This window comes from Lacibacterium aquatile, from assembly GCF_042683105.1.
Lineage (GTDB): Bacteria > Pseudomonadota > Alphaproteobacteria > Elsterales > Elsteraceae > Lacibacterium > Lacibacterium aquatile.
Map to the genome: position 1 here is coordinate 26,626 of NZ_JBHUIP010000001.1, position 14,417 is coordinate 41,042.

The following is a 14,417-nucleotide window of genomic DNA, read 5'->3' on the forward strand; positions in this document are numbered from 1 at the left end:
TCACCACTCCATAATGCTGCGGCCGGTCACCAGGATCAGCAGGGCCAGAAGCGGTGCCACCGGCATCAGACCGTCTACACGGTCGAGAACGCCGCCATGGCCGGGAATAATCTTGCCACTATCCTTCACACCAAAGCGGCGTTTCAGAGCCGATTCTCCCAGATCGCCGCCCTGGCTGACGACGGCGAGAACCACGGCAACGGGCGCGAGGATATAGGGCGAACCGCCACAGGCCGCCGCCACCCCTGCCCCGACCAGACCGGCGGACAACATGCCGCCCAGAAGGCCGGCCCAGGTTTTGTTGGGTGACAGCTTGGGCGCGAGTTTGGGGCCGCCGATGGTACGACCAAAAAAGAAGGCACCTGTATCCGTGGCCCAGACCACGCTCATCAGCCACAGCACGGTTTCGACGCCCTGCTCCTGGTTGGCACGCAGCCAGACGAACGCCGCGCAGGGCAGCACCACGGCGGGCAGACCAAACGCCAGCAGCTTGGGCGTCTGCGCACCCGACAGCCTGGCCAGACCATAGAGCAGCACCGTTCCGCCCAGGATCGCGGCCAGCAGCACACGGCCATCCACCTCGAACGGCAAGGACAGTACGAGCAGCAGGCTCACACCCGCCAGCAGATAGGTTGCGCCTTTGACCCCGGCGCCGGTCATGCGCGCCCATTCGCGGGCCATCAGGAAGGCCGTGAGCGCCAGCAACCCGTCGAACCAGGGGCGTCCATAGGCAACGGCCGCAATCGCCACCGGCAGCATGACGGCAGCCGAAGCGATCCGCAGAACGAGCGAGCGACCCGGACGCGGAAATCGATAGGGTTCACCGCCCGCCATAACGCCGCTCCCGCTTACGATAGTCGCTCACCACCCGCTCCATGTCCGCTTCCCCGAAATCGGGCCACAGAGTATCGATGAACATCAGTTCCGAATAGGCCGACTGCCACAGCAGGAAGTTTGACAAGCGCTGTTCGCCGCTAGTGCGCAGGATCAGGTCGGGATCGGGGATATCGGTCGTAAAGAGACGACGGCTGATCGCGGCTTCATCGATGCTCGCAGGATCCAGCCCCGCCGCCAGCATATCCTTGACGGCCAGAACGATCTCTTCACGCGCGCCATAACTCAACGCGATCACCACGGTCAGGCCGGGGTTCCCGGCCGTCATCTTCTCTGCGTCTTGAATCAGCGTCTGGATATCGGGCGCCAGTCGGGCGCGGTTGCCGATGATGCGGACCCGCACGCCGTTCTGGTGCAGCTCCTTTATCTCCCGCTTGAGATAAAGCCGGAGCAGCCCCATGAGGTCATCGACCTCGTCGGCGGGCCGCTTCCAGTTCTCGGACGAGAAGCTGTAGAGCGTCAGATAGCGGATGCCGAGCTTCTCGGCAGCCCGAATGGCAGCGCGAACTGCTTCGGCTCCCTTACGGTGCCCGGCAACGCGCGGCAGGCCGCGTGCGCTCGCCCACCGCCCGTTACCATCCATGATAATGGCAAGATGGTTCGGTGGCGGGAGCAACTCGCCTCCAGCGGCGGCGATCATGACGCGCTCCCCTCCCCGATCATCATGTGCAAGGCGATCCGTTGCCGGATCAAACCTGCATGATTTCCTTTTCCTTGGCCGCCAGCGACTCATCGATCTTCTTGATGTGGCTGTCGGTCAGGTTCTGGACCTCGGTCTGCCAGCGGGTCAGTTCGTCCTCGCTGATATCGCCGTCCTTTTCCATCTTCTTCAGCATGTCCATGCCGTCGCGGCGGACGTTACGGACCGAGACGCGGGCCTGTTCGCCGTACTTGCTGGCAACCTTCGAAAGCTCCTTGCGGCGCTCCTGGTTCAGCTCGGGCAGCGGCACGCGGACGGTCTGACCATCGGCCGACGGGTTCAGGCCCAGACCGGCATCGCGGATGGCCTTTTCAACGGCCTTCACCATGCCCTTGTCCCAGACAGTGACATTGATCATGCGCGGCTCGGGAACCGAAACCGTGCCGACCTGGGTCAGCGGCATGGAGGAGCCATAAGCATCGACCATCACGGGGTCGAGTAGGTTCGGCGAGGCGCGACCGGTGCGCAGACCGGCGAATTCCTTACGGAGCGTCTCGAGGGCGCCATCCATGCGGCGCTTCACATCGGAGAGATCGGGCGTAGCCATCGGAATACCTCAACATCTGTCGGTTCGGCCGAAGCCGATACAAAAGCCCTGGGTGTATAGAATAAAAAAGGCGCGCGAGGAAAGCCCCGCGCGCCCTTTTTTAGCAGGATTGCTGCTTATTAACGCAGACCAGCTTGCGCTGCCACTTCGGCGGCGAAGTCGGACTGGGCCTTTTCGATGCCTTCGCCCAGCTGGAAGCGGGCAAAACCAGTCAGCTCGACCGGAGCGCCGATGTCCTTGGCGGCCTTGGCAACGACGTCTTTGATCTTGGTTTCGGCATCGATGACGAAGACCTGCTCCAGGAGCACGACTTCTTCATAGAACTTGCGGATGCGGCCTTCGACCATCTTCTCGATGATGTTGTCCGGCTTGCCCGAAGCGCGGCTCTGCTCGACCAGGATCGCCTTTTCGCGTTCCAGAGCGGCCGGATCGACCGAAGCGATGTTCAGCGACATCGGGTTGGCAGCGGCGATATGCATCGCGATCTGCTTGCCGAGCGCCTGCAGCTTCGCGTTGTCGCCGGTCGACTCGAGCGCGACCAGCACGCCGATCTTGCCGAGGTTCGGAACGACAGCCGAGTGGATGTAGGTGGCAACGACGCCATCGTTGACCGACAGAACGGCAGCGCGACGCAGCGACATGTTCTCGCCGATGGTGGCGATGTGATCGGTCAGCTGTTCGGCGACGGTCTTGCCAGCGCCCGGATAGGCTGCGGTCTTGACGGCTTCGATGTCGGCACCGGCGGTCAGGACGACCTTGGCCGAATCGGCGACGAAGCTCTGGAAGGTTTCGTTGCGGGCAACGAAATCGGTTTCCGAGTTCACTTCGATCAGCGCGCCCTTGGTGCCTTCAGCAGCGGCGCCAACGAGGCCTTCAGCAGCAACGCGGCCGGCCTTCTTGGCAGCAGCAGCGAGGCCCTTCGTACGCAGCCAGTCAATGGCGGCTTCGATGTCGCCATTGTTCTCGGTCAGCGCCTTCTTGCAGTCCATCATGCCCGCGCCAGTCTTTTCGCGCAGTTCCTTGACGAGAGCGGCAGTAATCTCGGCCATAGCCCGATCCTTTGAGTTTTTCGTGACAGTTTGCCGACAGTGGTCGGCCCTTAACGAAAAGGCGGCGCCTGAAGCGCCGCCTTCTGGCTTTTCCCCGAAGGAGACTTAGGCCGAGGCCTGCTCTTCCGGAACGGTCTCTTCGACCTTTTCAGCCGAACCGATATCGATACCGGCGGCAGTCGCTTCCTGCTGCAGACCGGCCAGCACCGAACCGGCGATCAGTTCGCAGTAGGTGTCGATGGCGCGCAGGGCGTCGTCGTTACCGGGGATCGGGAAAGCAATGCCTTCGGGATCCGAGTTCGAGTCGAGAACGGCGATGACCGGAATGCCAAGACGGTTGGCTTCCTGGACGGCGATCGCTTCCTTGTTGGTGTCGATGATGAAGATGATGTCCGGAAGGCCACCCATCTCCTTGATGCCGCCAAGAGCACGGTCCAGCTTTTCCAGATCACGGCTCTGGTTCAGCAGTTCCTTCTTGGTGTAACCGCCCTTGTCGCCCGCAGCCTGCTCTTCAAGCTCGCGCAGCTTCTTGATCGACAGCGAAATGGTCTTGAAGTTGGTCAGCATGCCGCCGAGCCAACGATGGTTGATGTAGTACTGGCCGCAACGCTTTGCAGCTTCAGCAACCTTTTCCTGAGCCTGGCGCTTGGTACCGACGAACAGCACGCGACCGCCACCGGCAACGGTGTCACGGACGGCGTTCATGGCGCGGTACAGCATCGGAACGGTCTGTTCCAGATCGATGATATGCACGCCGTTGCGAACACCGAAGAGGTACGGAGCCATCTTCGGATTCCAGCGACGGGTGTTATGACCGAAATGCACACCAGCTTCGAGCAGCTGACGCATGGTAAAAGTCGGAACGCTCATCTCTAAATCCTTTCCCGGTTTTGCCGCCGCGGGGAGGAGTCAGGCGAGATTGCCGACACCGGAATGGGCGGATAGCCCTACCCCCGCGTGAGAGATGCGGGGCCTATAGCCCAATCACGGGGGAGATGCAAGGAGGAAAGGCGTTTTCACTTTATACTCTGCCGTCATCCCGGGACTTGATCCCGGGATCTCCTCCGAAGGCTTGTCCAACAGACCTTGAGACAGAATGGAAACGCTCTCGGAGGAGATCCCGTGGTCGAGCCACGGGATGACGAAGTCTATTGAGGAGTCATCGAGCGCTCCCCCTAAACCTCCTCGACCTCCACAATCCCCGGCAGGCTCTTCACCATCGCCCGCAGTTGCGGCGTCACCGCGAAGCCACCGCGCAAGGGGATTTCCACTTCGCAGTTCTCGGCATCGAACAGCACCGACACCCTGCCCCTGCCCCGGTTCTCGGGCTTGTCCACCAGCAGGCTCTTCAAGGTCGCGAGCGGCTTTTCATCCGCAAGCATGATCCGCATGCCGGCAACCGTGGTCGCGGCGGCATCCTCAAGGCTGCGCAACTCCTGCGCCGTCATCTTCAGCTGCTCGCCTTCCGCCCGGGCATCGCAGGTGATCAGCAACGGCTTGCCGCTATCCAGCAGCTCGCGGCTGACCGCCAGGATCTCGGAAAAGAAGACCACTTCGAACACGCCGGTCGCATCGGAGAACTGCACAAAGGCATAGCGGCTGCCGCGCTGAGACATGCCCTCGCGCTTGCTCAGCATGATCCCCGCAAGACGCACCCGCTGCGGCTCCCCTGCCCCCACCTTCTGCAACAGCTCGGCCTGGGTCGACGCGCCGAGGCGCTTAAGCGTCTTGCCATAGACGTCGAGCGGATGGGCCGAGAGATAAAAGCCGATGGCGTCGAACTCGCGCTGCAACCGCTCGTTCGGCATCCAGTCAGCCATCTGCGGCAGCTGGATCGTCGGGGCCGACACAGCCTCGGCGGAGGGGCCGCCGAAGAGGTTCGTCTGATTGCTGGCCTTCTCCTCCGCCACCGACCCGGCATGGCGAATGATCGCCTCCACACCCTGGAACACACGCTGACGGTTGGGCTCCAACCCATCGAAAGCCCCGGCAAGCGCCAGATTTTCCAGCTGGCGCTTGTTCACCTGCTTGTTGTCGAGGCGGGCTGCCAGATCGTCGAGATTCTTAAAGGGACCGTTCGCCTCGCGCTCTGCCACCACCGACTGCATGGCCTGGGCACCGACGTTCTTGACCGCAGCCAGGGCATAGCGCACGCCGTACTTGCCCGGCTCATATTCCTCGACACCGAAATCGGGCAGCGAGTGATTGATGTCCGGCCCCAGCAGCGGAACCTTCAGCTTGCGCAGCTCCTGCCGGAAGACATTGAGCTTATCGGTATTGCCCATATCGTAGGTCATCGAGGCGGCGAAGAACTCCACTGGGAAATTCGCCTTCAGATAGGCCGTCTGATAGGACACGATGGCATAGGCAGCCGCGTGGCTCTTGTTGAAGCCATAACCCGCGAACTTCTGCACCTGATCGAAGATATTCGACGCCTGCCCCGGATCGACATTGTTCTTGCCCGCCCCTTCGACGAACAGGAGCCGCTGGGCGTCCATCTCCTCCTTGATCTTCTTGCCCATCGCGCGGCGCAGCAGATCCGCACCACCCAGCGAATAGCCCGACAGGACCTGGGCGATCTGCATCACCTGTTCCTGATAGATCATGATGCCGTAGGTTTCCTTAAGGATCCCCTCCAGCATCGGATTGAGATAGTCCGGCTCCTCCCGCCCGTGTTTGCGGGCAATGTAGGAGGGAATATTGTCCATCGGGCCGGGACGATAGAGCGCCACCACCGCGATCAGATCCTCGATACGGTCAGGCTTCATGTCGCGCAGGACCGAGCGCATGCCCGAGCTTTCAAGCTGGAACACGCCGGTCGCATCGCCGCGCGACAGCATCTCATAGGTCAGCTTGTCATCCAGCGGTATGCGGGCGAGATCGATATCGATGCCCCGGACCTTCTTGATCCATTTGACCGCCTTCACCAGCACGGTGAGGGTCTTGAGGCCGAGGAAGTCGAACTTCACCAGCCCGGCCATTTCGACATATTTCATGTTGAACTGGGTGACCGGCATGTCCGAGCGCGGATCGCGATAGATCGGCACCAGCGCATCCAACGGCCGATCCCCGATCACCACGCCCGCAGCGTGGGTTGAGGCGTGGCGGTAAAGCCCTTCGAGCTGCAGCCCCACGGCGATCAGACGGGCAATCTGCTCGTCGCTGTCGCGCATCTGCTGTAGCGCGGGCTCACCCGCCACCGCCTGCTCCAGCGTCACTGGATTGGCCGGATTATTCGGCACCAGCTTGGAGATGCGGTCGATCTGGCCATAGGGCATCTGCAGCACACGCCCGACGTCGCGCAGCACCGCGCGGGCCTGAAGCTTACCGAAGGTGATGATCTGCGCGACCTTGTCGTGGCCATAGCGCTTCTGCACATATTTGATCACCTCGTCGCGGCGATCCTGGCAGAAGTCGATATCGAAGTCGGGCATCGAGACGCGTTCTGGATTGAGGAAGCGTTCGAACAGCAGACCGAAACGGATGGGGTCGAGATCGGTGATGGTCAGCGCCCAGGCGACGATAGAGCCTGCGCCCGAACCACGGCCGGGGCCGACCGGAATATCATGGTCCTTCGCCCATTTGATGAAGTCCGACACGATCAGGAAGTAGCCGGGAAAGCCCATCTTGATGATGACGTCCAGTTCGAACGTCAGGCGGTCGCCATATTCCTTGGTAAGCTCGGCTTTCTTTGCCTCATCCATATCCGGAGTGAAGACATGGGCCTCCAGGCGCTTGCGCAGCCCCTCCTCGGACTGGGCGCGCAGGGCATCGGGTTCCGCCTGTCCATCGCCATTGTCGAACGGCGGCAGAATCGGTTTGCGCATCGGCGATGAGACGGCGCAACGGCGCGCAATCACCAGTGTATTGTCGCAAGCCTCTGGAATATCAGCGAAAAGCTCCCGCATCTCTGCGGCCGACTTGAAATAATGGTCCGGCGTCAGACGACGCCGCTCCTCAGTCGACACCGTTGCGCCCTGGGCGATGCAGAGCAGCACGTCGTGCGCTTCATACATGTCCTGATTGGCAAAATAGGCATCGTTGGTCGCGACCAGCGGCACATCATGTTTATAGGCCAGATCGATCAGCCCCGGCTCGATCTTGGCTTCGATCTCCGAGCCCGCGTGGCGCTGAAGTTCGATATAAAGCCGGTCGCCGAAAACCTCCTTCAGCTCCAGCAGATAGGCCTCGGCCATGTCCGGGTGATCTTCGAACAGCATGCGGCCGATGGCACCCGTGGGTCCGCCGGTCAGGCAGATGAGCCCCTCGCTCGCCGCCTTCAGATCTTCCAGCGAAAACTGCGGCGTCTCATGGCTTTCCGTTTCGATGAAAGCCTTCGACAGAACTTTCAGAAGATTATCATAACCCGTTGAATTTTGGGCAATCAGCACCAGCTGATCCGGCGGCAACACATGACCCTGCTTAGCGGTGCCATCCCTGCGACGGACATGGGCCTGACTGCCGACGATAGGCTGAACACCGGCATCGGTGGCGGCGAGGCCGAACTCCAGCGCGCCGAACAGATTGCCGGTATCGGTCACGGCGACGGCGGGCATATAGTTCTTGGCCGCCAGCTTGACCAGATCCTTCATCTTGATCGCGCCTTCCGAGAGGGAATAGGCGGAATGGACGCGGAGATGGACGAAATCGGCGTGCGCCATGGGCTGATCCTGCAACTTTAAACTTGATATGGAGACAATCGGAAACTTGTCTCCATTCGCCTGTCGGGGCTTTGATAGGCACCTGCTTTTTAGGGGATCGGGCGCCCCAACGTCATCCATTATCGCCCAAACGCCGAAGGCCGCGCCATGCCCTTGCAGCACATTCTGCTCGCCCTGCTCGTCACCACCATCTGGGGCGTCAATTTTGTCGTCATCAAGGTCGGGCTCGACGGGTTTCCGCCCCTGCTGTTCTGCGCCCTGCGCTTTGCCCTGGCGGCCCTGCCGCTGATCTTCCTGCGCGGCCCGATGCCTGCACCCTTCAAGAAGATCCTGCTGATCGGCGTGCTGCTGGGCGTCATCAAATTCGGCCTGCTGTTCACCTCCATCAAGATCGGCATGCCTGCTGGTCTGTCGTCCCTGGTGCTGCAGAGCCAGGTCTTCTTCACCATCCTGATCGCGGGCGTCTTCCTGGGGGAACGGCCAAAGCCGCGCGCCTTGATCGGCCTCGCCATCGCCGCCGGGGGATTGCTGCTGATCGGCCTTGAGCGTCCGATGGGCAACAGCCTGATCGCCTTCCTGATGGCCATCGCCTCGGCCCTCACCTGGGCCTTTGCCAATATCGCGACCAAGAAGTCTGGGGCGACCGATATGCTGCGCCTTATCTCCTGGGTCAGCCTGATCCCGCCCCTGCCCCTGCTGGCGCTCTCCTACTTCATCGAAGGCGGCCCGGCGATCTCCCACGCCATCATCAATATCACCTGGACCGGCGTCGGCGCGCTGCTGTTCATCGCCTTCCTGGCCACCACCCTCTGCTTTGCGATCTGGAGCTTCCTGCTGCAGCGCTATCCCGCCGCCGTGGTAACGCCCTTTGCCCTGACGGTGCCGATTTCCGGCCTGCTGTCGGCCTGGATCTTCCTGGGCGAGGCGCTGGACATGGATACGGTCATCGCGTGCGCCTTGGTCTTTGTCGGGTTAGCCGTCACAGTCCTTCCGGGTCGATCAGGTCCGAAAACCGCCAGCACGACGCCGCAGCCCGTGCGATAGAAGCGGCCATCCAATTCGAAAGGGGAACCCCATGAGCAAAACCGCCGAATTCCGCCGCCTGCACCAGAGCGGCATCCTGATCCTGGCCAATGCCTGGGATGCGGGCAGCGCCCGCCTTGTCGAAAGCCTAGGCGGAAAGGCCGTCGCCACCACCAGCGCGGGCGTCGCCTGGGCCTGGGGTTATAAGGACGGTCACGCCCTGCCGCTGGAGCGGCTTCTGCAGACCGCCAGTGCCATCACCCGCGTCCTCGACGTGCCGCTGACCCTCGATATGGAACGCGGCTTCGGCGATACGCCCGAGGAAGTGGCTGCTGCTGTGATCGCCGTCGCGCGCCTGGGCGTTGCGGGCATCAATATCGAGGATGCGGATCTGCCGCCGGAAAACCTTGTCGCCCGGATCAAGGCGATCCGCGCCGGGCTGAAGGCCGAGGGGTTCGATATCTTCATCAATGCCCGCACCGACATCTATCTGCGGGGCTTGGCTCCCGAAGGTCAGCGCGCTGCCGAGGCTATCCGTCGGGCGGGGCTTTATGCCGAAGCCGGTGCCGATGGCATCTTCCCGGCGGGCATGACTGCCGCAGAAGACATCACCGCCCTGGTCAAGGGCACGCGCCTGCCGGTGAATATCATGGCGCGCCCGACCCTCGCCCCGGCTGCCGATCTGGAAAAGCTGGGCGTCCGCCGCATCACGGCGGGTAGCGCGATTTCCGAGGCGATGTACGCCCATGCCGCCCGCCTGTCGGGTGGTTTCCTCCAGACCGGCCTCTCCGCCCCGGTCACCGCCGAATCGATGCCCTACCCCGAGGTCAACGGCCTGATGAAGGCTTGAGATGATCCGATCTCTTCTTTTTAGTTTCGGAACTCTGATGCTTATGGCGGCGGCCCCGCTGCCGACACGAACACCCCCAAGCGAGGCAGAGATCGAACGGCTCGCAGATCGGGCTGCCAAGGGCTACTTCGGTGATTGCAATTTCGTCGAGCCCTTGGCGATCCAACATGACCGTGATTTCGTCGGCTATGAGGTGATCAGCAGTTGCGGCCCCAACCCAATCTCGGGACACATCGCCGTCAATCGCTTTAACGGCGATGTGTGGGAGTTACTGTCCTGCCAAAAAATCCAACGGGCGCAGGTCAAGGCCGGACCGCCGATTCGGCCGGAGTGTTTCAACGACTAAGCCGACCGACCTGCGCCAACATCAAGGCCAGAAGGATGAGGGCGACCGCCAGACCGAAGGTGGCCCTCATCCCCGACGCGGCGTAGACCGTTCCCATCACCGACGCCCCGGTGACCAGCCCCAGATTGCGCGACAGATTCAGCAGCCCTGAAACGACGCCGCGCCGATCCGCCGGAACATCCCTCATGACAGCAGTGTTGTTCGCGGCCTGAAACGTCGCATAACCCGCCGTCAGAAAGACCAGCGGCCCGACATAGCCCGCCACGCCAAAACCGATTGGCATCAGGGCAAGCGCCGCTGAGGCCAGGCTCATCACCGCCAGCCCGACCCGCACCATAGTTGCCGCGCCGAACCGATCCACCAGCCGACCGGCGGGTAACCCACTCAAGGCCGAGACGACCGGCCCGGCCGACATCGCCAGCCCGGCCGTCGCGGCATCCAGCCCCAAGGCACCCGCCAGATGGAACGGCCCAACGACCAAGGTCGCCATCATCACGGTCATGACGGCCAGACCCAGGATAAAGCCGAGGCTCAAAGCGCGATCCCGGAACAGCGACAGGCGCACCAGCGGCGAGGCGGTTTTGCTCTCCACCCCGATAAACAGCAGCAGCCCGACCCCGGCGACAAGCCACAGGATCCAAGGGCCGCCCGTCGTCGCCAGACAATAGGCTGCCAGCGTCGCGGCCAGCAGCAGAGTGCCGGGAATATCGAACCTTGGCCGAGGTGTCGCTGCGGCTTTATCCTTTGGCAGAGAACGAGCAACGAGGAATAGAGCCAACACCCCAAGCGGCAGATTGATAAAAAAGATCGCCCGCCAGCTTAAGCCCACGACCAGCAAACCGCCCAGCGACGGCCCCAAGGCGGTGCCGATGGCCGACATGGTGCCCAGCAGCCCCATTGCCCGCCCGGTCTGCTCTTTTGGCACCGCCTCGCCCACCATCGCCATGGTCAGCGCCATCATGACCGCCGCCCCCGCCCCTTGCAGCGCCCGCGCGGCAATCAGGAAACGCAGATCACTCGCCAGCCCGCCGAGGATCGAGGCCAGTGTGAACAGCACCACCCCCACCACCAGCAGCCTGCGACGCCCCAGAATATCGCCCAGACGCCCCACACCGACGATCAGACTGGTAATGCTGAGCAGATAGGCCAGCACCACCCATTGGACCGCCGCAAAGCTAACCCCGAACTCGGATGCGAGAACGGGCAGCGCAACGTTGGCACTGCTGGTCCCCAACGCCGCCAGCAGCGCTGTGAGTGATAGGCCCGCAAGAGCAAGCCGTGACGACCCTTTTAAAATCACGTCATCCCGCACTTGATGCGGGATCTTGCTCGGGCTTGCGATAGATCCCGCATCAAGTGCGGGATGACGATCCTCTTGAGATGACATCGATTTCTCCTGTGATGAGACTTCAGGAGTTGATCGCTTTTGCATATATGGCGGAAGACGCAACGGTTGCAGTATATATGTGCATGAAACGCCATATATCAGGATCCAGCCATGGCGCACCCCGACCTCAATCTGTTGATCACCCTCGACGTACTGCTGGCCGAGGGCAATGTGACCAAAGCCGCCAAACGCCTGCGCCTCAGCCCCTCCGCCATGAGCCGGGCGCTGGCACGTCTGCGGGAAGCGACGGGCGATCCGCTGCTGGTGCGCGCCGGTCGCGGCTTGGTGCCGACACCAAGAGCGCTGGAGCTGCGCGAACAGGTCGGACAGATCGTAGAGGCAGCAGAAGCGGCGTTAAGGCCGGTCGAGGCTTTGGATTTGAAGCGTCTCAACCGCAGTTTCACCCTGCGGTCCAGCGATGGGTTCGTGGAGAATTTCGGCCCCCAACTGATCGCCAAGGCCGCGCTGGAGGCGCCCGGCGTGCGGCTGCACTTCCTGCCCAAGCCGGACAAGGATAGCGCGGGCTTGCGCGATGGCAGCGTCGATCTGGAAACGGGCGTGGTCAGTGGCACCGGCGGGCCGGAGATACGCGCTCAGGCGCTATTCCAGGATCGGTTTGTGGGCGTCGTCCGGCATGGGCATCCCCTGACGATGGACGAGATCACCCCAGAGCGCTACGCCGAAGGGCAGCATATCCTGGTGTCGCGGCGTGGCCTCGACCGGGGCCCGATGGATGACGCGCTGGATGCCCTGGGCCTTAAGCGAAATATCGCCACCAGCGTCGGCGGCTTTTCAGCGGCCTTGGCTCTGGCGAAGGCATCGGATCTGATTGCCAGCGTGCCGGAACGCCAGACGGGCAACCTGCGAACCGGCTTTGTCAGCTTCCGTCTGCCGTTCGAGATGCCGCAGCTGACCGTCAGCCTGCTGTGGCATCCCCGGCAGGATGCCGATCCCGCGCATCGCTGGCTGCGCGGGATCGTCCGGAAAGTGTGCGACGTCAGGCCGCCACCAATATCCCGTCCTTGAGGGTCACGACCCGGTCCATGCGGCCCGCAAGCTCCAGATTATGGGTCGCGATCAGGGCAGCAAGCCCGGCGTTGCGCACCAGATCCTGCAAGGTCTTGAAGACCCCCTCAGCCGTGGTGGGATCGAGGTTGCCCGTCGGCTCGTCCGCCAGCAGCAGCTTGGGCTGATTGGCAATCGCGCGCACGATGGCGACACGCTGCTGCTCGCCGCCCGACAGTTTGGCCGGACGATGATCGAGGCGCTTGCCCAGCCCGACCGCCGACAGCAGCTCGGTCGCCCGCACCTTGGCCTTGGAGCGCGATACCCCGGCGATCATCTGCGGCAGGATCACATTCTCCAGGGCCGAGAATTCCGGCAGCAGTTGGTGGAACTGATAGACGAAACCGATGGTCGTGCGACGCACGGCGGTACGGCCACCATCGTCGAGGCGCGAGCAATCCTGCCCGCCCACCAGCACCTTGCCTTCGGTCGGATTTTCCAGCAGACCCGCGATATGCAGCAACGTGGATTTGCCCGCGCCCGACGGGGCGATCAGCCCCACCATCTCACCCGGACGCAGGGTCAGGTCGGCACCGCGCAGCACTTCCAGCGGTGCTTCGGCCGTCTTATAGCTGCGGCGGACCTTGTCGAGTTGCAGGATCGCGTCACTCATAGCGCAGGGCCTCCACCGGATCGAGACGGGCGGCGCGCCACGCCGGGTAAATTGTCGCCAGCACGGTCAGGCTCAGCGCCATGGTGACGACCTGAACCACCTCGTTGATCTCCATCTTCGCGGGCATGCGGGTCAGGAAATAGATCTCGCCAGGGAACAGCTGCGTGTTCAGCAATGTCTGCAGGAACTGGCGGATTTCCTCGATATTCACGCAGAAGGCGACGCCCAGCAACGTCCCCGCCAAGGTGCCGATCACGCCGATCGAAGCGCCGGACATCAGGAAGATGCGCATGATCGCGCCGCGCGTCGCGCCCATAGTGCGCAGCACGGCGATATCCCGCCCCTTGTCTTTGACTAGCATGATCATGGAGGAGACGATATTGAAGGAGGCCACGATGATGATCAGCGTCAGGATCAGGAACATCACGTTCCGCTCCACCTGAATCGCAGCGAAGAAGGTCGAATTCGCCTGCTGCCAATCGACGACCCGCAAGGGCTGTTCGACGATGCCCCAGAGGACGCCCGCCACCTGCTTGGCCTTGTCCGGATTGGACAACATGATCTCGATACCGGTCGCAGCATTCGGCAGACGGAAGAAGACCTGCGCCGCCTGCATCGGCATATAGACGTAAGAGTTGTCGTATTCGAACATGCCGACTTCGAAGAGGCCAGAGACCGTATAGGTCTTCATGCGCGGGACCGAACCGAAGGCGGTCGACTCCCCGCTGGGGCTGATCACCGTGATCGGGTCGCCCACCTTGAGGCCCATGCGATAGGCCATGCGGGTGCCGACGAACACGCCGTCGTCCTTGAAATCCTCCAGCTTGCCCGAACGGATGTTGGAGGAGATCAGGGTGCGGGCCTGGAGATCTTCGCTCCGCATGCCGCGCACCTGGGCGCCACCGGCGATACCGTTAGCCGACACCATCACCTGCCCCTCGACCATCGGAGCGGCATAGACGACATCGGGGTTCTTCTTCAGCTTCTCGGTCAGGCCGCCGTAATCCGGCACCCCCATCCCCGCAGGCGCCGAGATGGTCAGATGACCATTCAAGCCCAGGATGCGCCCCAGCAGCTCGGCCCGAAAGCCGTTCATCACCGCCATGACGATGATCAGGGTCGCAACGCCCAGGGCGATGCCGAGGAAGGAGAAACCGGCGATGACGGAGATGAACCCCTCCTGCCGCCGGGCCCGGAGATACCGAAAGGCCATAAGCCTTTCAAAAGCCGAGAAGAAGATCATGTTACCCCATCGAAAAAGCCCCGCACCTTAAGGCACGGG

General features: G+C 62.5%; 13 protein-coding genes. 4 read left to right on the forward strand and 9 right to left on the reverse strand.

What is annotated here, in order from left to right; all coding sequences use genetic code 11:
* The 6 genes from ACFSM5_RS00130 to dnaE form a co-directional block, all read right to left on the reverse strand.
* Complete coding sequence (locus tag ACFSM5_RS00130) at positions 1 to 834, reverse strand: phosphatidate cytidylyltransferase (protein ID WP_379873818.1); 834 nt, start codon at positions 832 to 834, stop codon at positions 1 to 3.
* Entirely contained in the window at positions 821 to 1,534 is a 714-nt protein-coding gene (locus ACFSM5_RS00135; RefSeq protein ID WP_379873820.1) for an isoprenyl transferase, read from the reverse strand. Before ACFSM5_RS00135 ends, ACFSM5_RS00130 begins: the two co-directional genes overlap by 14 nt.
* A 49-nt stretch (positions 1,535 to 1,583) precedes the next feature.
* The gene (frr, locus tag ACFSM5_RS00140) at positions 1,584 to 2,141 is read right to left on the reverse strand and encodes a ribosome recycling factor (protein WP_379873822.1); all 558 of its coding nucleotides are present in this window, start codon (positions 2,139 to 2,141) and stop codon (positions 1,584 to 1,586) included.
* Between the two features lie 119 nt (positions 2,142 to 2,260).
* On the reverse strand, positions 2,261 to 3,190 hold the full coding sequence (tsf, locus tag ACFSM5_RS00145) for a translation elongation factor Ts (protein ID WP_379873824.1): 930 nt from the start codon (positions 3,188 to 3,190) through the stop codon (positions 2,261 to 2,263).
* A gap of 105 nt (positions 3,191 to 3,295) precedes the next feature.
* Entirely contained in the window at positions 3,296 to 4,060 is a 765-nt protein-coding gene (gene rpsB, locus ACFSM5_RS00150; RefSeq protein ID WP_379873826.1) for a 30S ribosomal protein S2, read from the reverse strand.
* A gap of 305 nt (positions 4,061 to 4,365) precedes the next feature.
* Positions 4,366 to 7,851 carry a DNA polymerase III subunit alpha gene (dnaE, locus tag ACFSM5_RS00155; RefSeq protein ID WP_379873829.1) on the reverse strand — a complete coding sequence of 1,162 codons (3,486 nt, stop codon included), beginning with the start codon at positions 7,849 to 7,851 and terminating at the stop codon, positions 4,366 to 4,368.
* A gap of 147 nt (positions 7,852 to 7,998) precedes the next feature.
* Between dnaE and ACFSM5_RS00160 the strand changes: the two genes are divergently transcribed.
* Genes ACFSM5_RS00160 through ACFSM5_RS00170 form a run of 3 tightly spaced genes read left to right on the forward strand, consistent with a single transcriptional unit; the run spans position 7,999 to position 10,070 of the window.
* Positions 7,999 to 8,895, forward strand: coding sequence for an EamA family transporter (locus tag ACFSM5_RS00160; protein ID WP_379873831.1), 897 nt, complete (start codon positions 7,999 to 8,001; stop codon positions 8,893 to 8,895).
* Positions 8,896 to 8,926: 31 nt separating this feature from the next.
* Positions 8,927 to 9,724: an isocitrate lyase/PEP mutase family protein gene (locus ACFSM5_RS00165; RefSeq protein WP_379873833.1), complete on the forward strand. Its 798-nt coding sequence runs from the start codon at positions 8,927 to 8,929 to the stop codon at positions 9,722 to 9,724.
* Between the two features lies 1 nt (position 9,725).
* Positions 9,726 to 10,070, forward strand: coding sequence for a hypothetical protein (locus ACFSM5_RS00170; RefSeq protein WP_379873836.1), 345 nt, complete (start codon positions 9,726 to 9,728; stop codon positions 10,068 to 10,070).
* Here the strand turns inward: ACFSM5_RS00170 and ACFSM5_RS00175 are convergent.
* A complete protein-coding gene (locus tag ACFSM5_RS00175; RefSeq protein ID WP_379873838.1) occupies positions 10,060 to 11,457 on the reverse strand; it encodes an MFS transporter in 1,398 nt (465 codons plus the stop codon). The genes ACFSM5_RS00170 and ACFSM5_RS00175 overlap by 11 nt on opposite strands.
* Positions 11,458 to 11,568: 111 nt before the next feature.
* On the opposite strand from ACFSM5_RS00175, the gene ACFSM5_RS00180 reads away from it, so the two are divergent.
* A complete protein-coding gene (locus ACFSM5_RS00180; RefSeq protein ID WP_379873841.1) occupies positions 11,569 to 12,483 on the forward strand; it encodes a LysR family transcriptional regulator in 915 nt (304 codons plus the stop codon).
* Here ACFSM5_RS00180 and ACFSM5_RS00185 read toward each other — a convergent pair.
* Together ACFSM5_RS00185 and ACFSM5_RS00190 are read right to left on the reverse strand one after the other, a co-directional pair.
* Positions 12,455 to 13,135, reverse strand: coding sequence for an ABC transporter ATP-binding protein (locus ACFSM5_RS00185; RefSeq protein WP_379873844.1), 681 nt, complete (start codon positions 13,133 to 13,135; stop codon positions 12,455 to 12,457). The two genes, ACFSM5_RS00180 and ACFSM5_RS00185, sit on opposite strands and share 29 nt — an antisense overlap.
* A complete protein-coding gene (locus ACFSM5_RS00190) occupies positions 13,128 to 14,375 on the reverse strand; it encodes a lipoprotein-releasing ABC transporter permease subunit (protein ID WP_379874489.1) in 1,248 nt (415 codons plus the stop codon). Before ACFSM5_RS00190 ends, ACFSM5_RS00185 begins: the two co-directional genes overlap by 8 nt.
* Positions 14,376 to 14,417 lie beyond the last annotated feature (42 nt).